This is a genomic window from Amycolatopsis sp. NPDC058278, assembly GCF_042881395.1.
Taxonomy (GTDB): domain Bacteria; phylum Actinomycetota; class Actinomycetes; order Mycobacteriales; family Pseudonocardiaceae; genus Amycolatopsis.
Genome location: NZ_JBHVXZ010000003.1, coordinates 94,612 through 118,766, shown reverse-complemented (window position 1 = coordinate 118,766; position 24,155 = coordinate 94,612). Strand labels below are relative to the sequence as shown.

General features: G+C 71.0%; 22 protein-coding genes. 7 read left to right on the top strand and 15 right to left on the bottom strand.

The window, feature by feature from the left end; translation table 11 throughout:
* Positions 1-129: 129 nt before the first annotated feature.
* Positions 130-855 (top strand): peptidylprolyl isomerase, encoded by a 726-nt coding sequence (locus ACFVYA_RS02450; RefSeq protein WP_387041471.1) that lies wholly within the window; start codon positions 130-132, stop codon positions 853-855.
* A gap of 330 nt (positions 856-1,185) precedes the next feature.
* On the opposite strand, the gene ACFVYA_RS02445 is transcribed toward ACFVYA_RS02450, so the two are convergent.
* A complete protein-coding gene (locus tag ACFVYA_RS02445) occupies positions 1,186-2,568 on the bottom strand; it encodes a PLP-dependent aminotransferase family protein (RefSeq protein WP_285988903.1) in 1,383 nt (460 codons plus the stop codon).
* A gap of 46 nt (positions 2,569-2,614) precedes the next feature.
* Here ACFVYA_RS02445 and ACFVYA_RS02440 point away from each other — a divergent pair, with 46 nt between their 5' ends.
* Together ACFVYA_RS02440 and ACFVYA_RS02435 are read left to right on the top strand one after the other, a co-directional pair.
* Entirely contained in the window at positions 2,615-3,076 is a 462-nt protein-coding gene (locus tag ACFVYA_RS02440) for a carboxymuconolactone decarboxylase family protein (RefSeq protein WP_387041468.1), read from the top strand.
* The gene (locus ACFVYA_RS02435; RefSeq protein ID WP_387041465.1) at positions 3,073-3,810 is read left to right on the top strand and encodes an isocitrate lyase/phosphoenolpyruvate mutase family protein; all 738 of its coding nucleotides are present in this window, start codon (positions 3,073-3,075) and stop codon (positions 3,808-3,810) included. The genes ACFVYA_RS02440 and ACFVYA_RS02435 overlap by 4 nt, the downstream gene beginning before the upstream one ends.
* Positions 3,811-3,875: 65 nt before the next feature.
* On the opposite strand, the gene ACFVYA_RS02430 is transcribed toward ACFVYA_RS02435, so the two are convergent.
* From ACFVYA_RS02430 to ACFVYA_RS02375, 12 genes are all read right to left on the bottom strand, one after another.
* Entirely contained in the window at positions 3,876-5,483 is a 1,608-nt protein-coding gene (locus ACFVYA_RS02430; protein ID WP_285988906.1) for a cation acetate symporter, read from the bottom strand.
* Positions 5,480-5,839 (bottom strand): DUF485 domain-containing protein, encoded by a 360-nt coding sequence (locus tag ACFVYA_RS02425; RefSeq protein ID WP_285988907.1) that lies wholly within the window; start codon positions 5,837-5,839, stop codon positions 5,480-5,482. Before ACFVYA_RS02425 ends, ACFVYA_RS02430 begins: the two co-directional genes overlap by 4 nt.
* Before the next feature lie 73 nt (positions 5,840-5,912).
* Entirely contained in the window at positions 5,913-7,637 is a 1,725-nt protein-coding gene (locus ACFVYA_RS02420; protein ID WP_285988908.1) for a cation acetate symporter, read from the bottom strand.
* The gene (locus tag ACFVYA_RS02415) at positions 7,637-7,984 is read right to left on the bottom strand and encodes a hypothetical protein (RefSeq protein ID WP_360168509.1); all 348 of its coding nucleotides are present in this window, start codon (positions 7,982-7,984) and stop codon (positions 7,637-7,639) included. Before ACFVYA_RS02415 ends, ACFVYA_RS02420 begins: the two co-directional genes overlap by 1 nt.
* A 25-nt stretch (positions 7,985-8,009) precedes the next feature.
* A complete protein-coding gene (locus ACFVYA_RS02410) occupies positions 8,010-8,765 on the bottom strand; it encodes a LytTR family DNA-binding domain-containing protein (RefSeq protein WP_285988910.1) in 756 nt (251 codons plus the stop codon).
* Complete coding sequence (locus ACFVYA_RS02405; protein ID WP_285988911.1) at positions 8,762-9,808, bottom strand: sensor histidine kinase; 1,047 nt, start codon at positions 9,806-9,808, stop codon at positions 8,762-8,764. Before ACFVYA_RS02405 ends, ACFVYA_RS02410 begins: the two co-directional genes overlap by 4 nt.
* Before the next feature lie 48 nt (positions 9,809-9,856).
* Positions 9,857-10,552 carry a hypothetical protein gene (locus ACFVYA_RS02400; protein WP_387041459.1) on the bottom strand — a complete coding sequence of 232 codons (696 nt, stop codon included), beginning with the start codon at positions 10,550-10,552 and terminating at the stop codon, positions 9,857-9,859.
* A 204-nt stretch (positions 10,553-10,756) separates the two neighbouring features.
* Positions 10,757-11,752, bottom strand: a complete 996-nt coding sequence (locus ACFVYA_RS02395; RefSeq protein ID WP_387041456.1) for an ABC transporter substrate-binding protein — start codon at positions 11,750-11,752, stop codon at positions 10,757-10,759.
* 27 nt (positions 11,753-11,779) lie between these two features.
* Positions 11,780-12,832 carry an ABC transporter permease gene (locus ACFVYA_RS02390; protein ID WP_387041453.1) on the bottom strand — a complete coding sequence of 351 codons (1,053 nt, stop codon included), beginning with the start codon at positions 12,830-12,832 and terminating at the stop codon, positions 11,780-11,782.
* Positions 12,829-13,593, bottom strand: coding sequence for an ATP-binding cassette domain-containing protein (locus tag ACFVYA_RS02385; protein ID WP_387041450.1), 765 nt, complete (start codon positions 13,591-13,593; stop codon positions 12,829-12,831). Before ACFVYA_RS02385 ends, ACFVYA_RS02390 begins: the two co-directional genes overlap by 4 nt.
* On the bottom strand, positions 13,590-14,627 hold the full coding sequence (locus ACFVYA_RS02380) for a class I mannose-6-phosphate isomerase (RefSeq protein WP_387041448.1): 1,038 nt from the start codon (positions 14,625-14,627) through the stop codon (positions 13,590-13,592). Before ACFVYA_RS02380 ends, ACFVYA_RS02385 begins: the two co-directional genes overlap by 4 nt.
* Positions 14,624-15,607, bottom strand: a complete 984-nt coding sequence (locus tag ACFVYA_RS02375; RefSeq protein ID WP_285988917.1) for a LacI family DNA-binding transcriptional regulator — start codon at positions 15,605-15,607, stop codon at positions 14,624-14,626. The genes ACFVYA_RS02380 and ACFVYA_RS02375 overlap by 4 nt, the downstream gene beginning before the upstream one ends.
* A 399-nt stretch (positions 15,608-16,006) precedes the next feature.
* Here ACFVYA_RS02375 and ACFVYA_RS02370 point away from each other — a divergent pair, with 399 nt between their 5' ends.
* The 3 genes from ACFVYA_RS02370 to ACFVYA_RS02360 all read left to right on the top strand — a co-directional run bounded on the left by ACFVYA_RS02370 (position 16,007) and on the right by ACFVYA_RS02360 (position 22,253).
* The gene (locus tag ACFVYA_RS02370; RefSeq protein WP_387041445.1) at positions 16,007-19,204 is read left to right on the top strand and encodes a GH92 family glycosyl hydrolase; all 3,198 of its coding nucleotides are present in this window, start codon (positions 16,007-16,009) and stop codon (positions 19,202-19,204) included.
* A 67-nt stretch (positions 19,205-19,271) separates the two neighbouring features.
* Positions 19,272-21,656, top strand: a complete 2,385-nt coding sequence (locus tag ACFVYA_RS02365; protein WP_387041442.1) for a GH92 family glycosyl hydrolase — start codon at positions 19,272-19,274, stop codon at positions 21,654-21,656.
* Positions 21,657-21,887: 231 nt separating this feature from the next.
* Entirely contained in the window at positions 21,888-22,253 is a 366-nt protein-coding gene (locus ACFVYA_RS02360) for a DUF3817 domain-containing protein (protein WP_093950657.1), read from the top strand.
* A gap of 61 nt (positions 22,254-22,314) precedes the next feature.
* Here the strand turns inward: ACFVYA_RS02360 and ACFVYA_RS02355 are convergent, their stop codons facing one another.
* The gene (locus tag ACFVYA_RS02355) at positions 22,315-22,815 is read right to left on the bottom strand and encodes a MarR family winged helix-turn-helix transcriptional regulator (RefSeq protein WP_004562932.1); all 501 of its coding nucleotides are present in this window, start codon (positions 22,813-22,815) and stop codon (positions 22,315-22,317) included.
* A gap of 79 nt (positions 22,816-22,894) precedes the next feature.
* On the opposite strand from ACFVYA_RS02355, the gene ACFVYA_RS02350 reads away from it, so the two are divergent.
* On the top strand, positions 22,895-23,200 hold the full coding sequence (locus tag ACFVYA_RS02350) for an MTH1187 family thiamine-binding protein (RefSeq protein WP_387041439.1): 306 nt from the start codon (positions 22,895-22,897) through the stop codon (positions 23,198-23,200).
* 12 nt (positions 23,201-23,212) lie between these two features.
* On the opposite strand, the gene ACFVYA_RS02345 is transcribed toward ACFVYA_RS02350, so the two are convergent.
* Positions 23,213-23,620 (bottom strand): hypothetical protein, encoded by a 408-nt coding sequence (locus ACFVYA_RS02345; protein WP_285988920.1) that lies wholly within the window; start codon positions 23,618-23,620, stop codon positions 23,213-23,215.
* Between the last annotated feature and the right edge of the window lie 535 nt (positions 23,621-24,155).

Genomic DNA, 24,155 nt, shown 5'->3' with positions numbered 1-24,155 from the left:
CCGGGGTGCGGGCGCCGAGGTTCACCCGATGGACTGACAGGGGCGACTTTCGCGGGTTCTGGCTGTCGGTGGCGGGCCCTAGACTGCGGGGCGCTCCGGAACCGGGCGATCACTGGGAGGGCGTGCAGAATGAAGAGGACACTTCTCACCGCGCTGGCGGCGGGCGCGTTGTTCGTGGCCGGGAACGGCGTCGCCACGGCGGCCGACGCGCCACCGCCGAAGACGACCCACGGGCCCTGCCAGTACACCGAAACCCCGGACGAACCGCCCGCGCGGCCGGTGCCGCTGCCGCCCGACCCGCGGCACACGCCGAGCCACGGCAAGGTCGACGTCGCCATTCCGACCAGCCAGGGTGCGCTGCCGCTGCGGCTGGACCGCGCGAAGGCGCCGTGCACCGTGCAGAGCTTCCTGCACCTGGCCCGGCACCGGTTCTACGACCACACGGTGTGCCACCGGCTGACCGCGTACCCGACGTTGAAGGTGCTGCAGTGCGGCGACCCGACCGCGACCGGCGAGGGCGGGCCGGGCTACAAGTACAAGGACGAGCTGCCGGTGGACCTGCCGCCGGCGCCGACCGACCCGAGCGGGGCCCGTCGCGTCTACGCGCGTGGCCTGCTCGCCATGGCCAACGCGGGGCCGGACACGAACGGTTCGCAGTTCTTCGTCGTGTACGGCGATTCCGCGCTGCGGCCGAACTACACGGTGTTCGGCACGGTCGGTGCGGAAGGGTTGAAGACCCTGGACAAGGTCGCGGCCGGCGGGATCCAGCCGACCGCGGAGGACCCGGCGCCGGTCGACGGCACGCCGGTGCTGCGCACGGAACTGCTGCGGGTCCGGCCGGACTGCTGGTTCTGACGGTGCTCGCGGGCCGCTCCGGTGGGGCGGCCCGCGGACATCACGTGCTTGGCGGGGTATCGCTCGTGATGGGGCGGCCCTCATGCGTGGTTGAGGGGGCAGCGCGTGTGATTGGAGGCGCATCACACGTGATTGGGAGGTCGACTCGCGTGATTGGAGGGTCGACTCGCGTAGGCGGGCGGTCAGTTCGCGTGCTTGGGCGCGGGACTGGCGTGATTGGGGGCGGAACTCGCGTGTTTGGGGACGGGATTGGCGTGATTGGGGGCGGATCTCGCGTGATTGGGGGCGGGGCTCGTGTTGTTGGGGCGGGACTTGTGGTGGCGGGGTTGGTCAGGGGGTGATTTCGGCTAGGGCCTCCACCAGGTTTCGGGTTGCGCCGGCGAAGGCGTGCTTCGGGGTGGCCGCGTAGCCGACGATCAGGCCGCCGGGGCCGTCGGGGGTCATCCAGTGGCCGGCCAGGCCCTCGATGCCGATCGCGCGGCGGTGGCAGGCCGCCAGCGCCGTGGCCTCCGATGGGCCGTCCGGGGGGAGCATCAGCAGCAGGTGCAGGCCCGCCGCGATGCCGTGCGGGCGCACGGAATCCGGCAGCGCCGCCAACAGCCGGGTGCGGCGCGAGCGGTACTCCGCGCGGCTGCGGCGGACGTGCCGGTCGTAGGCGCCCGAGTCGATCAGCTCGGCCAGCGCCAGCTGGTTCAGCACCGCCGGACGCGAGCCGCTGTCGGCGATCGCCGCGCGGACCGGCTCCACCAGCGAACGCGGCAGGACCAGCCACGCGAGCCGGAGAGCCGGGGCGAGCGTCTTGCTGGCCGTGCCCGCGTACACCACCCGCTCCGGCGCGAGCGCCTGCAACGCCCCGACCTGCTGGCGGTCGAAGCGGAACTCGCCGTCGTAGTCGTCCTCGAGCACGAACGCCCCCGATTCGCTCGCCCAGCGGGCCAGCGCCGCCCGGCGCGGCGGGGCCAGCGTGACGCCGGTGGGGTACTGGTGCGCCGGGGTCACGACCACCGCCGGACTGTCCAAAGCGGACACGTCGAGGCCGTGCCCGTCGACGTCCACGCCCACGATCCGCGGGCCCTGCGCCGCCGCGATCGACCGGTACATGCCCAGCGAAGGGTTCTCGAACGCCATCTCGCCGACGCCCAGGCCGGAAAGCGCCCGGGACACCACCGCGATGGCGTGCGAATACCCGTGGCACACCACGATCCGCGCCGGGTCGGCGACCACCCCGCGGGCCCGGGCCAGGTAACCGGCGAGGGTGTCGCGCAGCTCCGGCGCGCCCAGCTCCGACTCGTAGCCGAACGCCGACGCCGGCGTCCGCAGCAGGGCCCGGCGGGTGGCGGTGAGCCACGCCTGCCGCGGGAACGCCGTCAGGTCCGGCCGGCCCGGCCGCAGGTCCCAGCGCGGTGCCGGGTCGCGCGGGACCTGCCGCGGCGCGGACTGGGGCAGCGAACCCGCCGTCGCCACCCGGGTCGGCGCGCCTTGGGCCGTGCGCAGGTACCCCTCGGCGGCGAGATCGGCGTACACGCGCGTGACCGTCCCGCGGGCGACCCCGAGGTCGTGGGCCAGCGACCGGGTCGAGGGCACCGCCGCGCCCGCCTGCCACCGGCCGTCCCGGATGGCCGCGCGGATCGCCGCCGCGAGCCCGCTCCGGCCCGTCGAAGGCTGCCAGCCGAGGTGGACGTCGAGCCCGGAACTGGACCACGATTCCGTCATGTGACTGGACCATACCCGTGGACCAGTTCGCACTAGCGTGGACGGCATGACCAAGCGAATCGGGCTCGGGGGTGCTCCCGAGCTGTACCAGGCGATGGCGAACCTGCAGGCCGAAGTGAACAAGGCCGGCGCCAACGCGGGGCTCGACCCCAAGCTGCTGGAACTGGTGAAGACCCGCGCGTCGCAGATCAACGGCTGCGCGTACTGCCTCGACATGCACTCCCGCGACGCGCTCGAGCTGGGCGAGTCGCCGCGGCGGCTGTTCGTGCTCGACGGCTGGCGCGAGACCGACCTGTTCACCGAGCAGGAGCAGGCCGCCCTCGCGCTCACCGAGGCGATGACCAAGCTGTCTGCGACGCAGACCGTGCCCGACGACGTCTACGAGCAGGCCGCGAAGGTGTTCACCGAGGACCAGTACAAAGCGGTCGCGTGGGAGATCATCGCCATCAACAGCTGGAACCGGATGACCATCACCAGCCACACGCCGTTGCCGAAGCGGGACGCGTGACCGCCGCCGCGCTCAGGGCGCTGCACGTCCCCGGCAAGCCGCTGGTCCTGCCGAACGCCTGGGACGCCGACACCGCGAAGCTCGTCGAGGCCGCCGGGTTCCCCGCCATCGCGACCAGCTCGGTCGCCGTGGCGGCCGCGCTCGGCTTCCCCGACGGCGAGCAGGCGCCCGCGGCCGAGATGTTCGCCGCCGCCGCGCGGATCGCGAAGGCGGTCGGCGTCCCGGTCACCGTCGACGCCGAGTCGGGCTACGGCCTGTCCGGCGCCGAACTGGCGGGCCGGCTGCTCGATGCCGGCGCCGTCGGCTGCAACTTCGAGGACACCGACCACGCGACCGGCGACGTCCGGCCGGTCGACGAGCAGGCGGCCCGGATCGCCGCCCTCCGCGCGGCGGCGGGCGACGGCCTGGTGATCAACGCCCGGGTCGACTCCTTCCGCGGAGTGGACCCGGAAGAAGCGCTCGAAGCAGGCGTAGCCCGGGCGAAGGCCTACCTCGAAGCCGGCGCCGACTGCGTCTACCCGATCCACCTCCGGACGCCGGAGCTGATCGCGGAGTTCGTGCGGGAGACCGGGGGTGCGGTCAACACGGCCGCGTGGCCGGGCAGCCCCGGTCTCGAAGACCTCGCCGATCTGGGGGTGGCGAGGATTTCGCTGGGCGGTGGGCTCTGGCAGTACATCCGGAAGCAGCTGGAAACCACACTCGCGGGCGTCGCGCAGGGCAAGCTGCCGTACTGAAATGGCCGAAGGCCGCCGCGAGGGGATCGGGAACACCCTCGCGACGGCCTTCGGGGTCGGCGGAATCAGTGGGACACGGCCTTCTCGGCGCCCGCGCCGGTCAGGGAGCGGACCTCCATCTCGGCGTACTTCTTCTCGTCGTGCTCCTTGGACAGGACCGTGCCCAGCCAGCCCAGGATGAACGCGGCCGGGATCGAGACGATGCCGGGGTTGCTCAGCGGGAACCAGGCGAAGTCGACGCTCTTGATCATCGACGTGCTCTTGCCGGACACGGCCGGCGAGAAGACGATCAGGACGATCGTGATGGCCAGGCCGCCGTAGATCGACCACAGCGCGCCCTGGGTGTTGAACCGCTTCCAGAACAGCGAGTAGAGGATCGTCGGCAGGTTCGCCGACGCCGCGACCGCGAAGGCCAGCGCGACCAGGAACGCCACGTTCTGCCCGTTGGCCAGGATGCCGCCGCCGATGGCGAGCGCGCCGATCACCACCGCGGTGAGCCGGGCGACCTTGACCTCGGAGTCCGGCGACGTCTTGCCGCGCTTGACGACGTTCGCGTAGACGTCGTGGGCGAAGGACGCCGACGCCGTGATCGTCAGGCCCGCGACCACCGCGAGGATCGTCGCGAAGGCGACCGCGGAGATCAGGCCCAGCAGCACCGGCCCGCCCAGTTCGAGCGCGAGCAGCGGGGCTGCGGAGTTGACCCCGCCCGGTGCCTTCTTGATCGTGTCCGGCCCGACCAGCGCACCGGCGCCGTAGCCCAGGACCAGCGTGAACAGGTAGAACACGCCGATCAGGACGATCGCCCAGACCACCGAGCGACGGGCGTCGCGCGCGGTCGGCACCGTGTAGAACCGCATCAGGACGTGCGGCAGGCCCGCGGTACCCAGCACCAGCGCGATGCCGAGGGAGAGGAAGTCCAGCTTCGACGTTCCGGTGGCGCCGTACTGCTTGCCCGGGCCGAGCAGCGTCTGCCCGGCCTTGCCGGCCTTGTCGACGGCGGCCTGCAGCAGCTGGGAGAAGTTGAAGCCGTACTTGCCGAGCACCCACAGGGTGATCACGAGCGCACCGATGATCAGCAGCGCGGCCTTGATGATCTGCACCCACGTGGTGCCCTTCATGCCGCCGATCAGCACGTAGGCGATCATGATCACGCCGACCACGGCGATCACCAGTGCCTGCGCGCCCTTGCCTTCGACGCCGAGCAGCAGCGCGACGAGACCGCCGGCGCCCGCCATCTGCGCGAGCAGGTAGAAGAACGACACGATCAGCGTCGACGTCGCGGCCGCGGCCCGCACCGGGCGCTGCTTCATCCGGAAGGCCAGGACGTCGCCCATCGTGAACTTGCCGGTGTTGCGCAGCAGTTCCGCGACCAGGAGCAGCGCGACGAGCCACGCCACCAGGAAGCCGATGGAGTAGAGGAAGCCGTCGTAGCCGTTGATCGCGATCGCCCCGGCGATGCCGAGGAACGACGCCGCCGACAGGTAGTCACCTGAAATGGCGATGCCGTTCTGCGGGCCGGTGAACGCGCGGCCGGCGGCGTAGTAGTCCGACGCCGTCTTCGTGTTGCGGCTCGCGCGGAACACGATCACCAGCGTGATGACCACGAAGGCGGCGAAGATGAGGATGTTGAGGAGCGGGTTGCTGCCTTCCACGCCCGCGGCGATGTTCGTCATGCCTGCTCCTTCGCGGATTCGCCTTCGATGTCCTCACGGATCTTCTCGGCGACCGGGTCCAGCTTCCGGTTCGCGTACCGGACGTACAGGCCGGTGATCACGAACGTCGAGACGAACTGCAGCAGGCCGAAGATCAGGCCGACGTTGATGTTGCCGAACACCTTCGTGCTCATGAAGCCGTGCGCGTAGTCCGCGAGGAGCACGTAGAGCAGGTACCAGAGGAGGAACACCGCCGTCATCGGGAAGACGAACCGGCGCAGGCGGCTGCGCAGTTCGCGGAACTCGGTGCTCTCGTGCGCTCGTTCCCAGATGGTTTCGGATGTGTCCGGGGGCCCGCCGGTGTTCGTCGTGCTCATCGCTGCTGCTCCCTGCGACGCTGCGGAAAGTGACGAGCGACACCGTAGGGACGTGTGAGTCTCGTGTGAAGATTCACCGGTTCAACAGCCGGGCCAGACGACGAACGGTTGACGAACGGTCGCGGGGGCCGGTCGAACGGGGTTCGTCCAGGTGGAGGCGCAGCATGGCTGCCGTCGACCAGCCGGGGGGTCTGCCCCGCAGGGAGACCAGCGCCATTGCGCCGAACGCCAACGGTACCGACCAGGGTGCCGGTTGCTGGACCAGGATCGCCACCCAGCCGTGCAGCGGCGGCCCGGCGAGGGCGAACAGGATCGAGCCGGACGACGCCACCAGCCCGGTCAGCACGCCGGCGATCCCGCCGGTCGCGGTCAGCCGCGGCCACCAGATGCCGAGCACCAGCAGCGGGCAGAACGTCGACGCGGCCACCGTGAAGCCCCAGGTGACCAGGACACCGGCGTCGAGCTCGGCCGAGCGCAGCGCCAGCAGCACCATCACCCCGGCGACGCCGAACACGGCGATCCGCAGCCGCCGCAGCCCGCCGGGGACGAGGTCGTGCGCGAGCGCGCCGGACATCACCAGCAGCAGGCCGAGTGACGTCGCCAGGAACGCGGCGAAGGCGCCCGCGGTCAGCAGCGCCGTGAACAGCCCGCCCGCCCAGCCACTGTCCACTTGGTACGGCAGGGCGACGACCACGGTGTCGGTCGCGCCCGAGAGGTACAGCCCCGGGACGAGCACCCGGCCCAGCACGCCGTAGACGCCGGGGAAGAGGTAGAAGACGCCGAGCAGCGCGACGGTGATCGCGGCGGTGCGCCGTGCGGCGCGGCCGTCCGGGCTGGTGTGGAAGCGCATCAGGACGTGGGGGAGACCCATCGTGCCCAGCATGGTGGCGATGAGCACGGCCCAGGTGCCGAGCAGCGGGTAGCCCTGGTCGCCGAGGTCGAGCAGCGGGCGCCGCCAGTCGGGGCCGCCCAGTGCGGCGCCGCCGCGGACCGCCGGGACGGCCGCGCCCGTGCCGAACACGACCTCGTCCTGGCTGTGCGCGGTGAATTCGCCCGGTGGCAGGATTTCGACGACGCCGTTGCGGCGGACCGGGGTCGGTTCGCGGATCTCCATGGTGACGTCGACTTCGAACCGCACCGGCGTCTCGCGGGCGAAGTGGGTGAACTCGACGGGGTTGAGCGCGTCGGTCCGGTTGACCGCGCCGGCCTGCAGCACCAGCCAGATCGCCGGGATGAGGAACAGCAGCAGCTTCAGGACGAACTGGAACGCCTGCACGTACGTCGCCGCGCGCATGCCGCCCAGCGCCAGGGTGACGCTGACCGCGGCGCCGGCCAGCACCACGCCGACCCAGTACGGGGTGCCGCCGACCGCGGCGAGCACCAGGCCGGCGGTGCGGAACTGCGGGACGACGTAGATCGTGCCGATCACCAGGACGACCACGGCGGCCAGGCGGCGCAGCGCGGGGGAGTTGAGCCGGGCTTCGGCGAAGTCGGGGACGGTCAGCGCGCCCGACCGCCGCATCGGGGCGGCGACGAGCACGAGCATCGCGATGTAGCCGGCGGTGAAGCCGACCGGGTACCAGAGTGCGCCGATGCCGTCCTTGACGACGAGCCCGGCGATGCCGAGGAAGGAGGCAGCGCTCAGGTACTCGCCCGAAACGGCGGCCGAGTTCACCAAAGGCGAGATGCGGCGGGACGCGACGAGGAAGTCCGACGTCGTGCGCATGGCGGCGACCCCGCGGACGCCGATCAGCAGCGTCACGAGCACGACCGGCGCGACGGCGAGCGCGACGCCCACTACTCGTCCTCGAGACGCTCGGCGCGCCGCAGCTGCCAGCGGGCCAGCAGCGCCATCGCCGGGTAGGGGAAGACCGCGAGCAGCAGCCAGGACAGCGGAATTCCCAGCAGCCGCACGGTGTCCAGGGCCGGGAAGATCGCGAAGACGCCGGGGAGGCCGAGCAGCAGCGCGAACATGAGGACCAGCGCGGGGATGCCGCGGCGGCGCTGGGCGGTGTAGAGGGCGGTGGCGCGCTGGGTGTCGCCCGCGGGGAGCCGGGGCTGGCGCCAGCGGCCGCGCGACCGGCGGCGCGCGTGGGCGAGGCGGGTCTGCGGGCTGGTGACGGCGACCCGGCGGATCTTGCTCATCGCGGGCCCGGCCGGAGGCGGTCTCTCATCGCGAGTCCGATCCGAGCTGGCCGCGCTGCGCCGCTTCCAGCAGCCGGTCGCGCAGGTCTCGCGCGTGGCGCCGGCTGACCGGGACGTCCCCCGCCTCCGTGTGGGCCAGCAACCCGCCCGCCGTGTCGCTGCGCAGCTCCAGGACCGCCCCCACCGCCAGCAGGAAACCCCGGTGGACGCGGCTGAACCCCGTGCCCTCCCAGTACTCCTCCAGCCGCGAGATCGGCATCCGCACCAGGTGGACCCCGCCGCGCGTGTGCAGGCGGACGTAGTCGCCGTGGGCCTCGACGAACAGGACGTCGTCACGGCGGACGTAGCGGGTCCGCCCGCCCGACTCGACCGGGAGCGCCGCCATCGCGTCCGGGGTCGGCCGGGACCCCGGAGTCGCCATCCGCAGCACCTTCGCCAGCGCCGCGGACAGCCGTTCGGTGCGGACCGGCTTGAGCAGGTAGTCGACCGCGCCGATGCCGTACGCCGTGACCGCGTGCCCGTCGTGCGCGGTGACGAACACGATCACCGGTGGCTCGCTCAGCTTCGCCAGCAGCGACGCCAGCTCCAAGCCGTCGAGGCCCGGCATCGAGATGTCGAGGAACACCGCGTCGAAGCGGTCGGCCTGAAGCAGCCTCAACGCCTTCAGCGCGTCAGCCGCGCCGACGACTTCGCCGACTTCGGGCGCTTCGCGCAGCATGCGGCACAACTCGTCCAGCGCGGGCGGCAGGTCGTCGACGGCCAGCACCCGGAGCCCGCTCACGGCAGCACCCCCGGCTGGAACCGCGGCACCCGCACGATCACCCTCGTGCCCGCGCCGACCTCGGTTTCGACGGTGAGGCCGTACCAGGGGCCGTAGACGTCCCGCAGCCGTCTGTCCACATTGGCCAGCCCGAGGCCCGCCGGGTCGTCCTCGCCGGTGCGCCCGGCCAGGAGGTCCGCGGCCCGTTTCGGGTCCATGCCGACCCCGTCGTCCTCGACGAAGATCACGCAGTCGTTCCCTTCCGCCTGGCCGTGCACGTGGACCTGCCCGGTGCCCGACCGCGGCTCGATGCCGTGCCGGATCGCGTTCTCCACCAGCGGCTCCAGCACGAGGTACGGCACGGCGACGGCGAGGATCTCCGGCGCGACCCGCACCTGGACGCGCAACCGCTCGCCGAGCACCGCCTTCTGCAGCGCCAGGTACGTCTCGATCGCGCGGAACTCCTCGGCGACGACGGTGTACTCGCCGTGGCGAGCCAGGCTGTAGCGCGTGTAGTCGGCGAAGTCGAGCATGAGGTCGCGGGCGCGGTCGGGATCCGAACGCACCAGCGACGCGATCACGGTCAGGGCGTTGTAGACGAAGTGCGGCGACATCTCCGCCCGCAGCGCCCGCAGTTCGGCCTGCGCCGCCTGTTCCGCCGAAGCCTCGAGCCGCCCGCGTTCCATGGCCTGCACGACGAGGTCGGCGGCCTGGGCCGCGACCGCGTCCCGGACCTCCCCGACGACCAGCAGTGCCCCGGCCAGCTCGTCGCGGACGTGCAGCGGCAGCACCAGGACGTCCGGTGCCGAGCCGGGTTCTTCGCTGTGGAGCACACCGTCGAGCACGCGCGCGACGACCGCGTCCGGCCCGGGCCGTCCCGACCACATCAGGGAACCGGACAGGTCGGCGAGACCGAGCCCCGGGAAGCCGAAGAGCCGGCGCAGGCGGTGCGCGGCGCGGCGGGCGGGCATCCCGGTCAGGCCGTCGCGCAGGTCGTCGGTGATGCGGCGGGCGGCGGCGAGCACCGGCAGCGGGTCGGCGCGGGACGCCGGGCGCAGGTGCACGATCGGGCCTCCCCTCGGCGGCGGTGTCCAGGGCAGTAGATCCTACGGCTACGCGGGCCCGTCGCGGTCGGCCAGCACCTGGGCGTGGCGGCGGAAGCGGCGCCAGGTCCGGTAGTGGTCGATCGCCGTCACGTTGCCCAGCAGGCTCGAGTTCGCCGGGTACGGCCGGTCCGGCAGCGAGATCCACCCGGTCGTGCGGGTTTCCTTGATCGCCACCGGCACCGGCCGGAACGTCGTCGGGTCGAGACCGTCGCTGTGCCGGACGACCTCGTCGAAGAACCACGCCGACGTGATCAGCGCCAGCACGCCGCGCGAGGCCTTGAGCGCCTCCTTCAGCGGCGTGGCCTCCAGCAGCCGGAACGTCTGGTTGATCGCGGGCGCGGTGACGCCGTGGTCGTCGTAGGCGATCTCGCCCGCGTGCAGCGCCATCCGGAGCCGGATCCGGGCCCCGGGGTGGTGCGTGCGGTTGTGCCGGTGCAGCGCGACGGCGAGCGCGGCGGGCAGGAACTCGACGAAGAGCCCCTTCGGGATCTCCGGCGGGACGAGGACGAAGACGCCGTCGCCGCAGTCCTCCCGCCGGCAGGCCGCCCACGGGACACCGGCGTCGTCGAACGCCCGGCAGAGCGCGCGGTACAGCCCTTCGCGCAACGCCAGCCGGTGTGGCGTGGTCCGGCGCTGGTCGCCGTAGCCCTCGACGTCCACGGCGAAGATCGTCCGGTGCAAAGCCGGCCGCTCGTACTTCATCGCACCCTCCCTGCGATCATGCATCCGGGAGTGCAAATGCATGTGCAGGTGAGTGTGACGCGGAACACCCCTTCGGGGAAACGGGCGGTGCGGTGAGCGGTTCCCCCACCGCGGTAACCGGCAGGGGCGTTCGCCGCTGGTGAAAACACTGGTCAGGGTCCTGCGAGCGGTGCGCGCACCACCCACAGGACCCTGACGGACGGGTCAGCAGCTCTGCTTGTAGAAGTACTGCGAGTTGGCGTCCATGTCGGCCTTGGTGATCGAGTGCAGCTGCGCGGTGAGGTTGCGCGTCACCGTCTTGCCCTCGATGGCCGCGACCGCCTGCTGGACGCCCTGGGTGCCGATCGAGGCCGGGTCCTGGGCGATCAGGGCCTGGTACTGGCCGCTCTTGAGGCCTTCGACCTCGGACGGGCTCGCGTCGAAGCCGATCAGGTTGACCGCGCCGACCTTGCCCGCGTTGCGCAGGCCGGTCGCCGCGCCCTCCCCGGTGTTCAGGTTGGTCGCGAAGACGCCGATGAGGTCCGGGGTCGACGAGAGCGCCGCGGTCACCTTGGCCGCGGCCTGCTCCGGCTCGTTCTGGGTGAACTGGACGCCGAGCGACTTCAGGTTCGGCGTGTTCTTCAGCTCGTCCTCGAAGCCCTTGGCGCGCGCGGCGGTCGTGGACGTGCCCGCGATCGTGTCGAGCACCAGGACCGAGCCGCTCTTGCCGGCCGCGAGCTTCGCCATCGTCTGGGCGGCGAGCTTGCCGCCCGCGGTGTTGTCCGAGGAAACGGACGACACGGCGACGCCGGTGTCCTTCAGCGCGGTGTCGACCTCGACGATCTTCGTGCCGCGCGCCTTCACCTGCTGGATCGGGGCCAGCATCGCGGTGTCGTCGGTCGGGGCGATCAGCAGCGCCGCCGGCGGGTTCGCGCCGAGCGCGTTGACCAGCTGGGTCTGCAGGGGAGCGTCGAACTTCTGCGGCGCCTGGGTGGTCAGCTCGTAGCCGAGCTTCTCCGCCGCGGCTTGCGCGCCGCACTGCAGCGAGATGTAGAACGGCTCGGCCTGCACGCCCGGGATCAGCGCCAGCTTCTTGCCGCCGGTCGGCTGGGCGGAGTCACCGGACCCGGTCTGCCCGACGGTGCCGGACCCGCACGCGGTGAGCAGGGCGGCGGCGGAGACCACGGCACCCATGGTGGTGAGAGTCTTGGTCAGTTTCATAAGCACCTCTTTGTACTCGGGGGGAACTCAGCGGGAGTTGCGGCGACGGCGGCGGCGCTGGTCGAACCAGACCGCGGCGACCAAGACCCAGCTCACGATGAACATCTGCCAGAAGTCCTGGACGTGGATGATGTTGAAGCCCTTGCGCAGCACCGCGGGGATGAACACCCCGATCACCGTGCCCAGGATCGTGCCGACGCCGCCGAAGAGGCTCGTCCCGCCCATCACGACCGCGGCGATGGCGTTGAGGTTGTCGGTGGTGTGCCCGGAGATGGTGGTCGAGTTGTAGTAGGCCAGCGAGAGGAACCCGGCGATCCCGGCCAGGAAACCGGTCAGCGTGTACACCTTCAGCAGGTGCGCGGTGACGCCGATGCCCGCGCGCCGCGCACCCTCGGCGTTGGAACCGACCGCGAACGTGTACCTACCGAACTTCGTCGTCCGCAGCAGCCACGCGCCGATCACGGTGATCACGATGGCCACGATCACCAGGTTGGGCACGATGCCGAAGGACGTGCCGTAGCCCAGGGTCTTGGTGAGCTCCGCCGGCACGGTGCGCAGGTCCGAGCCGCCGTTCAGCAGGTACGCGGTGGCCAGCGCGGCGCCCATCGTGCCGAGCGTGACGATCAGCGCCGGGATCTTCGCCTTCGCCACGAGGACGCCGTTGATCACGCCCCAGATCGTGCCGGTGACCACGGCGACGACGAACCCGACGAGGATGACGCCCCAGCCCGCTTTCGACGCGTCGCCGCCGGACATCGCCTCCATCACCTTGCCCGCGACCATGCCCGCGAGGATCAGCACCGAACCGACCGAGAGGTCGATGCCCGAGGTGATGATCACGAACGTCATGCCGACCGACAGGATCAGCAGGACCGACGACTCGATGAACAGCGTCTGGAAGGTGAACAGCGTCGGGAAGCTGTCCGGCGCGATCACGCTGAACAGGATGACCAGCGCCAGCAGGACCAGCCCGATCCAGAACGTGTTGGCCTCGATCAGGCGCTTGCCCAGCGGCCGCTTGCCGAAGCCCGCTTCGGGGGACTCCTGGATGTCCTTCTTCGGGGGCGTCGACACGCTCATGCCGCCTCCTCCTGCACGAGTGCGCCGGTCATCGCGGCGACGAGGTCTTCGAGCTTCGTGTCCTGCCCGGTGAAGCGGGCGACGCGCTTGCCGAGCCGCAGCACCTCGACGCGGTCGGCGACCGACAGCACCTCGGGCATGTTGTGGCTGATCAGCACCACGGCGATGCCCTTGTCACGCACCTTCTTGATGACGTCGAGGACGCGTTCGCGCTGCACGACGCCCAGTGCGGCCGTCGGCTCGTCCATGAACACGACCTTCGACGCCCACACGACCGAGCGCGCCACGGCGACGCTCTGCCGCTGCCCGCCGGACAGCGAGCCGATCGGGACGTCGGTGCTCTGCAGCGTCACGCCGAGGCGCTGGAACTCCTCGATCGCCTGGCGCCGCATCTCGTTCTTGTCCAGCATCCCGAGCTTGCCGAGGATGCCCTTGCGGTGGATCTCGCGGCCGAGGAACAGGTTGGCCGCCGGATCGAGTTCGGGCGCGACCGCGAGGTCCTGGTAGACGGTCTCGATGCCCAGCCGCCGCGCCGTGGTCGGCGAGTCGAAGTGCGTCTCGGCGCCGTCGAGGAGGATCTTCCCCGACGTCGGCTGCTCGGCACCCGAGAGGCACTTGACCAACGTGGACTTGCCGGCGCCGTTGTCGCCGATCAGGGCCGTCACCTCGCCCGCGCGGGCCTGGAACGACGCGCCGCGCAGGGCTTCGACCGACCCGTAGTGCTTGGTCAGGTCGACCGCGTCCAGGAGGATTTCGCTCATCCGTGCCTCTCTTCCGGCGCCGGTGGCCGGCAGCGGATCACCGTCGCCGTGCCGGACAGCTCGGTCTGGCCGGCGTCGAACGGGACGACGTAGGTGTCGCCCTTCGCCAGCGCGTGCTCGCCGCCGTGCTCGGTCCGCAGGGTGCCTTCGCCGTCGAGGACGACGAGGACCGCGAACGACAGATCGAGTGACAACGTTGTCAGCTCGTCGGTGCGCAGCTGTTCGGCTCGGAAGAACCGTTCAGAGCCGCCGGCCAGGAGGTCCACGGTGGACGAGCTGTCGCCCGCGGTGCGCTTGATGATCGTGTCCAGCCGGTCGGCGTCCCAGCCCGAGGTGTCCAGCGCCTCGATGGCGGTGTCGAAGCCGAGGCCGAGGTGGCCCTTTTCCGGCGACGCGAGGAAGTCGCGCCATTCGATGGTGAGCGAGAAGTCCGTCGGCTGCTGCAGTTCGACGACGAAGACGCCTTCGCCGATCGCGTGCGGCAGCCCGGCCGGGATGTAGACCGTGTCGCCGGCGGACACCGGGATGCTGTTCAGCGCGCCCAGCATGGAAGGGACGTCCTGCTCGCGCGTCCACTCGGACACCGTCGCCTTCGACAGCGTCTCCTTGAAGCCCGGGTAGACGCGCGGGTCGTCGCCGTAGGTGCCGACGACGATCCACGCCTCGGTCTTGCCGAAGTGCGAGTCGAAGTGCCGCTTGGCGAACGTGTCGTCGGGGTGGAAGTGCACCGGGAGCCGCTGGCCCGCGTCGAGGAGCTTCACCAGCAGCCCGGTCGACGTCCCGAGCGCCTCGACGTGCTTCGCGCCGAGCCAGCCGTTCGCGTTCGCCTCGACGGCGTCGCGCAGCCAGGCGCCGTCCGGGAGGCGGGTGAGGCCGTTGGTCTCCTGGCCGAACATGGTGCTCACCGAGGCGACCCAGTCCTCCGGGCCGAACTTCTTGTCCGACGACGCGCCGCGCAGCGCCGCGATGGCGTCGCCGCCGCGGTAGAACTGCGGCGGCTGGTTGGCGGGGAGCCGGATCGGTTCGAGGGTCACGGGGCGACCTCACCGGAACCACGGGCGACGAGATGCACGGGCAGGACTACCTTTCTCGGCGGGGACTGATCTCCTTGGACGCGGGCGAAGAGCAGCTCGGCCGCGGCGTGGCCCAGTGCGCTGACGTCGTGCGCGACCACGGTGACCGGCGGGTTCAGCAAGTCCGCCAGCTCGAAGTCGTCGAACCCCACCATCGCCGGGCGGTGCTCGGCGTGCGCGAGGGCGCGCAGGAGGTGCACGGCGATCCGGTTGTTGCCCGCGATCACCGCCGTGGCCGCGTCCGGGCCGTCGAGCAGCCGCTTGACGGCGTTGCCGACGGCGTCCGGCGTCGGTGTCCCCATCGAAACCAGCGACTCGTCGTAGGAGATCCCGTTGCGCACGCAGCCCTCGCGGAACCCACGCAGGCGCTCGGCCGCGGTGAAGATGTCCGGGCTGTCGCCGAGGAACGCGATCCGCCGGTGCCCGTGCTGCGCCAGGTGCGTGACGGCTTCGATGGTGCCGCCGAGGTTGTCCACCAGCACGGTGTCGGCCACGATGTCGCCGGCCGGCCGGTCGATGAACACCACCGGCGTGCCCGCGCGCATCTCCGGCACCAGGTAGCCGTGCTGGAGACCGGCCGGGACGACGAGGATGCCGTCCACCCGCCGCGCGCAGAACTCCAGGACGAGCTCGCGCTCGCGGTCGGAGTTCTCCTCGGACGAGCCGGTGAGCACCTGGCGCCCGAACGACGTCGCGATGCGCTCGACCGCGCGGTTCAGCTCGGAGTAGAAGGGGTTGCCGACGTCCTCGACGATCAGCCCGATGGTGCCGGTCGTGGACCCGCGGCGCAGGTTCCGCGCGCCCAGGTTGCGCCGGAACCCCAGCTGCTCGATGGCCGCCATGACCCGCTCGGCGGTGTCGGGGTGCACCGCCGGTTCGTCGTTGACCACGCGCGAGACGGTCTTGATGCTCACGCCCGCCAGCCGGGCCACGTCGCTCATCGTGGCCCGCCTGCTCGCGGTGCGCGTGCTGCCGTCCCGATCCCGGCCGAGAGGAGACAACGTTGTCATAGTGACGGGGATTGAACGCCACGCCCCTGGTGCTTGTCAACGCCTGTCGCGTGGATTGTGCCGATTCGGCTACCGACGGCGTAGGACAGACGGCTGACGGCGCTGTCCGGAAGTGGACAGGTCTTGACCACACGCTTGACTGCCTGGTGAGCCGCTGCCCAAGGTGGCCGGGTTCGACCGACTGCGCGACAAGGTTGTCATGGCACCGTTTTCCGGTCGCGCTGATGAGGTGGAGAGGCGATGGCAATGGCGCGAGCGCGCTTCAGAGCCGACTGTGACATTCCTGGGGGGACGACCCCCCAGACCCCCCGAACCGGCTTCGCCGGTGTGGTGGCCTTCCTGACCCTGGCGGTGACGGCAGCGGTGGCTCCCGCTGTCCCCGCCGCGGCTGCTACCAGCACCGATTACGCGAAGTGGGTCAACCCCTTCGTGGGCACCCGGCCCGGCGGGGCCGACCACGGCACCGGGGGCGGTGCCGGCAACACGTTCCCGGGCGCGGTCGCGCCGTTCGGCATGGTCCAGTGGAGCCCGGACACGGTGAAATCCCAGCCCGGCGGCTACTTCTACGACGACAACGCCCTGACCGGGTTCAGCCTGACGCACCTGTCCGGCGCGGGCTGTTCGACCTACCAGGACGTCCCGTTCATCCCGTACGTCGGTGAAGTGACGACCTCCCCGGCGACCGACCCGGCCCACTACACGTCGAAGTTCTCGCACACGAACGAACACGCGACGGCGGGCGCGTACGACGTCACCCTCGACAGCGGTGCGAAGGTCGAGCTCAGCGCGACCCAGCGCACCGGCTCGGCGCGGCTGACCTACCCGGCCGGCGCGTCCTCGACCCTGCTGGTCAACACCTCCGGCTCGGTCAACGGCACCGATGACGCGTCCATCACCATCGGCAAGGACACCATCAGCGGCTGGGCCACGAGCGGCCGCTTCTGCGGCGCGCGCAACAGCTACCGCGTCTACTTCTCGGCCAAGTTCGACACGCCGTTCGCGTCGATCGGCACCTGGAAGAACGGTGCCGTCACGCCGAACAAGGCCGCCGAGACCGGTGGGGCCAAGGCGAAGGTCGCGCAGCCCAACGGCGTCGACGCCTCGATCGCGCGCCCGGCCAAGGCCGCACCGCAGAACACCACCGTCAGCGGCCCGGGCAGCGGCGGGTACGTCACCTTCGCCAACCTCAACGGCGCCCAGGTGAACGTCCAGGTCGGACTGTCCTTTGTGTCCGTCGACGGCGCGAAAGCCAATCTGAAGGCGGAGAACACCGGCAAGTCGTTCGACACCATCGCGGCGGGCGCGCGCAAGGCGTGGAACGCGCAGCTGGGCAAGATCGCCGTCACCGGCGGCTCGGACGCCGACCTGACGACGTTCTACACCTCGCTGTACCACTCGCTGATCCAGCCGAACGTGTTCTCCGACGTCAACGGCCAGTACCCCGGCTTCGACGGGCGAATCCACACGGCCGACAAGGGCCACGCCATGTACACGAACTTCTCCGGCTGGGACATCTACCGTTCGGAGGTCCCGCTGCTGGCGACGATCGCGCCGAAGGAGACCTCGGACATCGTCCGGTCGATGATGGCCTACGCCGAGCAGGGCGGCTCGTGGGACCGCTGGACGGTGGCCAACGACTACACCGGCGTCATGAACGGCGACCCGTACCACATCATCGTGTCGAGCGCGTACGCGTTCGGCGCCCGGGACTTCGACGCCCAGAAGGCGTTGCTGCTCATGATCAAGGGTGCCACCCAGCCGACGCAGGGCTACACCGAGCGGCCGGGTCTCGAGGACTACCAGAAGCTCGGTTACGTGCCGGGCGCGGGCGCGGACACCCTGGAATACACCAGCGCCGACTTCTCCATCGCCCAGTTCGCGAAGCGGCTCGGCGACAGCGCGACGTACACGACGTTCATGAAGCGCGCGCAGAACTGGCAGAACCTCTACAACCCGGGCACCGGGCACCTGCAGCCGCGCAACGCGGACGGCTCGTTCTCCGGCACCTACGACCCCGCCAGCTCGCAGGGCTGGGTCGAGGGCAACGGCGCGCAGTACGAATGGATGGTGCCCTACGACCTCGGCGGCGTCGTGACGGCGTTCGGCGGGAACACCGCGACGCAGTCCCGGCTGGACACCTTCTTCACCCAGCTGAACGCGGGCACGCAGGAGCCGTACGCCTTCATGGGCAACGAGCCGAACTCCAACGCGCCGTACGTGTACTCGTACGCCGGTGCCCCGGCCAAGACCCAGGGGATCGTGCACCGCTCGATGGACGAGCTGTACAACCCGCGTCCCGAAGGCCTGATCGGCAACGACGACCTCGGCCAGATGTCGGCCTGGTACGTGTGGTCCGCGCTCGGCATCTACCCGGAGATCCCGGGGCGCGCCGAGACGCTGCTCGTCACCCCGCGCTTCGAGCACGCCGTGCTCACCACCGGTGCGGGCAAGAAGATCACGATCAACGCGCCGGGCACCGGCGACTACGTGGGCAGCCTGAAGGTCAACGGCGGCGCGGCGGCGAAGGCCTGGCTGCCGGAGGCGCTGATCTCCGGTGGCGGCACGCTCGACTACACCCGTTCCGCCACGGCGACCTCGTGGGGCAGTGCGACGGCCGACGCGCCGCCGTCGTTCCGCGAGCAGGAGAAGCCGAGCCTGTCCTTCGTGGACCCGGCCCGCGCGGTGACGCCCGCGGGGTCGACGTCGAAGGCGTCGGTCGGTGTCCAGGACCTTTCCGGCACCGCCCGGACCTGGACCTACAGCGCGGGCAGCGTCGACGGGATCACGCTGACCCCGGCGACCGGCAGCATCGCGGTGCCCGCCGCGGGCAAGGCCCAGGCCGAGCTCACGGTCGGCGTTCCGGCCGGGCTGGCCGACGGCGCCCGCCGCATTCCGGTGACGTTCTCGGCGCCGGGCGTGGCGTCCTCGCAGGCCGTCCTGACCGTGCTGGTGGCCCAGCCGAACAGCTGGCTGGCCACGGTGAACAACGCCGGCATCTCGCCGGACGCCAACTCCGGCGCGGCCAACTTCGACGGCGGCGGCTGGAGCTACTCGGCCGACGCGCTGGCCGCGGCCGGCGCCACTCCGGGCGGCACGGTCACCAGTGACGGGATCAAGTTCACCTGGCCGTCGTTCCCGGCCGGGGACCCGGACAACGTGGTCGCCGGCGGCCAGACGGTGAACGTGAGCGGTTCCGGGCGGCTGGCGCTGCTCGGCTCGGCGTCCAACGGCAATGCCTCCGGCACGCTGACCATCACCTACACCGACGGCACGACGTCCACCGCGACCATCGGGTTCTCCGACTGGACCCTCGGTGGCGGCGGCGCGCAGCCGGCGTTCGGCAACCGGATCGTGCTGTCCACGCCGTACCGCAACGCTTCGGGCGGCGACCCGCAGCAGATCCGCACGATGGTGTTCGGCACCAACCCGATCACCTTGGCCGCGGGCAAGACCGTGGCCAGCGTGAAGCTGCCCGACAACGTCAGCGGCGGCGCGCTCCACGTGTTCGCCATCGGCATCGGCGCGTGACGATCCATCCGTGAAAGGCCGCCCGCGTACCCCGCGGGCGGCCTTTCCTGTTCTCCGGAGGGCTGTTTTGAAGAACAAGGTTCTCGTGAGCGCGCTGGCGCTCGCCGTGGTGGCGACGGGGGTGAGTCCCGCCGCCGCATCGGCGTCCGGCGGTGACGCGCTCGATGCCGTCAACACGTTCATCGGCACGCAGGACGAGGGCAACACGTTCCCGGGCGCCTCGGCCCCGTTCGGCATGACGCAGGTCAGCCCGATCACCTCGCACTACGCGGGCTACCGCTACACCGACACCGCGATCCGCGGGTTCGGGCACTTCTTCCTCTCCGGCGCGGGCTGCTGGGAGCAGGGCGGCCTGGTCTCGACCCTGCCGACAACCGGGGAAGTGGGCCCCGGCAAGGCGTTCGACACGGCGAAAGCGTCCACTTTCGACCAGAAGCAGTACGCCTCGCCGTTCACCCACGACGGCGAAGTGGGGAAGCCGGGCTACTACAAGGTCCACCTGACCGGCTACGGCGGCGTCGACGTCGAGACGACCGCGGCGACCCGGGCCGGTGTCGAGCGGTACACGTTCGCCAAGCCGGGTGATGCCAACGTCTTCGTCAACGTCGGTCAGGCGAACGACAAGGAACCCGTGACGGGCAGCAGCATCCGCGTCGTCGACGACCGGACCGTCGAGGGCACCGTGGAGTCGCAGGCGTTCTGCGGCGGCAAGGCCTACACGACGTACTTCACGACGAAGTTCGACAAGCCGTTCAAGGCGTTCGGCACCTGGTCGCCGACCGGCGGCACCCCCGGCTCCCGCGCGTCCGAAGGCGGTGCGGGCCTGCGCGGCGCGTGGCTGACGTTCGGAGGCGGTGCCCAGGTCACCGCCACCACCGCGATCTCCCAGGTCGACGCCGCCGGTGCGCGGGTGAACCTGGCCTCGGAGCACATCCGGTCGTTCGACGCGGCCAAGGCCGACGTCCAGCGCACCTGGCGTCATGAGTTGTCCACTGTGGACATCAAGGGCGGCACGCCGGACGACCGCACGGTCTTCTACACCTCGCTGTACCACGCGCTGCTGCAGCCGCTGACGGCGAACGACGCCGACGGCCGCTACTACGGCTTCGACAAGAAGGTCCACCGCGCCGCCGGCTGGACGTACTACGATTTCTTCTCGCTGTGGGACACCTACCGCACGCAGAACCAGCTCCTGGCGCTGCTGCGGCCGGACCGGGCCCGCGACATCGCGAAGAGCATCCTGGCCATCCACGACCAGGGCGGCTGGCTGCCGAGGTGGGCGTATGCGAGCCAGGAGACGAACACGATGACCGGCGACCCGGTCACGCCCTTCCTGGTCGACCTGTGGCGTTTCGGAGCGTTGTCGGGCGAGGAGATGCACGCCTACCAGGCCCTGTTGCAGAACTCGCGCGAGATCCCGCCCGCCGCGTCGCCGTTCCAAGGCCGCTCGGGCAACGCGAGCTACCAGGAGGACGGGTTCGTCCAGTACGACCCGGACTTCCCGAAGAAGGGCCAGGACACCGACCCGAACCACGGCGCTTCGGCCACCTTGGAGTACGCGCTCGGTGACTGTTCGCTCTCGGTCATGGCGGCCGCGCTCGGCAAGAAGGACGACGCGGCGGCGTTGGCCGCGAAGGGCCGGACCTACCGGACGTTGTGGGACGAAACGCAGACCGACCGCGGCTTCACGGGCTTCTTCCGGCCGAAGGTCCTCGGCGGTGCGTGGTTCTCGCCGGCCGACAAGCCCTACAGCCCGCAGAGCCAGGACGGCTTCCACGAGGGCACGGCCTGGCAGTACCAGTGGCTCGTGCAGCAGGACGTCCCCGGGCTCGTCGATCGCATGGGCGGCCCGGCGGCCACCGGGAAGCGCCTCGACGACTTCTTCGCCTACGACGAGCTGGTGAAGAACCCGGCGACGGCGGTGCGCGAGAACTGGGTCGTCGGCCCGTACGACTACTACGACCAGTTCCGCTACAACCCCAACAACGAGCCGGACCTGCACTCGCCGTGGATGTACGCGCTCACCGGGCAGCCGGCGAAGACGTCGACGGTCGTGCGGGCGGCGCACACGTTGTTCACGAACGCGCCCAACGGCGTCACCGGGAACGACGACCTGGGCACCATGTCCGCCTGGTACGTCTTCAGCGCGCTCGGGCTCTACCCCGCTGTCCCAGGGACTGGGAACTTCGTGCTGAACACGCCGCGGTTCGCGAAGTCCGTCCTGCACCTGGAGAACGGGCGCGACGTCACGATCAAGGCGCCCGGCGCGGACGGCTCGAAGCTGCAGTACGTCTCGGGGCTGAAGGTCGGCTCGAAGCCGAGTGACCGCGTGTACGTCAACGTGGACCAGCTGAAGCGCGGTACGACGCTGGACTTCGGGCTCACCGGCGACGCGACGGCGAAGTGGGGGACGTCACCTTCGTCCGCCCCGGCTTCGCCCTGCGCGGGGTAACCGGCGCACGCTCGCGGCCGTGGTTCAGACCACAATGGACCACGGCCGTGAGCATCGTCACGGGCCCCGGTGTTCCGGTGAGCGCCGTCACGCCTCACACTGGGTATCAGCACGTCCGACAGCGCCGTTGACGTCCACAGGCAGTCCGCCGTGGACGGTGCGTCGGGCGTTCTTTTGTTTCTGCACAGCTCGTGTCAGTACCACAGTGGTGAGACCCCACAGGAGGAAGAAGTGTCCAGCAAGGCCGCTCTAGTGTTCCGCGTGGCCGCAGTAGCCGAAGCCCTTTCCTGGGCCGGGCTGCTGGTCGGGATGTTCCTCAAGTACGTCGTCCACTCCTCTCACGAGGGCGGCGTGCCCGTCCTCGGCATGGTGCACGGCGTGATCTTCGTCCTCTACCTGGTCGTCTCCCTGTCCGTGGCGAAGCCGCTCGGCTGGCGCCCGAAGACGCTGGTCCTGGCGCTGCTGGCCAGCATCCCGCCGCTGTTCACGTGGCTGTTCGAGAAGTGGGCGCTGCGCAACGGCAAGCTCGACGGCCCGCAGCGGCTGTCCCACGGTGGTGTCGGCCTGTTCCAGGTGAAGGAACCCGTCGCCGCCTGATCCCAGTAGCTGAGAAAGGGCCCGCACTCTCCGAGTGCGGGCCCTTTCTGCTGTCGAGCTTTTACTCGCTGAAGTCCCCGGCGGCGCGGCGCACCTTGGTCAGCAGGTCCGTCAGCTGCTCGGTCTGCCGCTCGGTCAGCCCGCTCAGCCCGAAGTCGATGGCGGTGACGGCTTCGGTCGCGGCCTCGCGGCGCTTGCGGCCCTCGTCGGTGATCTCCACCAGCGTCGTGCGGCGGTCCGTCGGGTGCGGGACCCGCTTCACCAGCCCGTCGCGCTCCAGGCGGTCCACTATGTTGGTGACACTGGTGGGGTGCAGCTGGAGCCGCTCGCCCATCACCCGCATCGGCAGGCTGGCGCTGCGGGCGAAGGTGAGCAGCACCAGCGCTTCGTACCGGGCGAAGGTCAAGCCGTGCGGCTTGAGCGCGCCGTCCACCGCGGACTGGATGATCTGCTGGACCCGCATCACCCCGGTCACCGCGGCCATGGTCCCGGAGGGCCCGATGCGGTCCTCCCAGATCCGGGCCGCGCGGGCGATCGGGTCGAACGGCAGCGGACGGTTCATGACACGCGAAGTTACCAGCGGGTACCGGCGGGTGTCGCACGACTGGCGGAAATGACCACCGAAGAAGGGACTTCCGAGCATGATCGTCGCGTTCAGCGTGAGCCCGTCCGGCGGGGACCCCGACGGCGGGGTGAGCGAAGCCGTGGCCCGCGCGGTGAAGGTCGTCCGCGAGTCCGGCCTCCCCCACTCGACCAACGCGATGTTCACGAACATCGAAGGCGAGTCCTGGGACGAGGTGATGGACGTCGTCAAGCGCGCGGTCGAGGCCGCGGGCGAAGGTTCGGCCCGCGTCGGCCTGGTCCTGAAGGCGGACATCCGGCCGGGCTTCTCCGGTCAGCTCGAAGCCAAGGTGGACCGGATCGAAGCCCACCTGCGCGACGCCTGACGTACCGGCCGATCAGGGGAGGGGCGGGGTGAAGGCGACCGTCCAGCGGCCGTCTTCACTCGTCACCGTCAGCGGGTAGCTGAACGGCTGACCGTCGCCGAGCTCGCCGGAGACCGTCGCGCGGGTCGGGGCGGCCGCGTCCGGGCCCAGGTCCACGCGCACGGCGTGGACCCCGCGGTCGGCCAGCACCGAGACGTAGTCCTTCGCGAAGTCGTCCCCGCCCGAGCCGGGGTAGTCGAGGAGGCCGGCGAAGGCGTCGGCGTCGTGGCCGGAGAGCGCCGACGCGAGCCGGTCGCGCAGCTCGGCCGGCGTGGCCGCGCCCGGGTCCGGTTCGTGCACGATGAGCAGCGTCACCGCCCCGACCCAGACAACGGCGGCGGCGATCGAGAGACCCACCTTCACGTCACGCCGGATGTGCACCCGGCCGAGCCTGCCCCAGCGGTGCCGTCCTGCCAAGCGACGGGCCGGGGAGGTGCCGAACCCCACTCCGCGCGGCTCGGGCAGCCGCCGGAGGTCGCCTGCCGAGCTGGAAGCCGGGCGGCTGGTGCTGCTTCGGCCAGGGGGCGAGCCCGGCGAGGCCTGGCCCGAGCCCCGGAGGTCGCCTGCCGAGCTGGAAGCCGGGCGGCTGGTGCTGCTTCGGCCAGGGGGCGAGCCCGGCGAGGCCTGACCCGAGCCCCGGAGGTCGCCCGCCGAGCTGGAGCGCCGGGCGGCCGGCGCCGGCGCCGAACTCCAGGCGTGCGCCGAAACCCGCTCCGCGCGGCTCGGGCAGCCGCCGGGGGCCGCCTGCCCGAGCCGGAACCCCGGGCCGTCGGTGCCGCTTCAGCCGGGGGCGAGCCCGGCGAGGCCTGACCCGAGCCCCGGAGATCGCCCGCCGAGCCCCAACCCCGGCGGCCGAAGCCGAACCAGGCGCGTGCCGAAACTCCCGACGCGGGCCGCCGTCGGTCGGCGTGGGCGT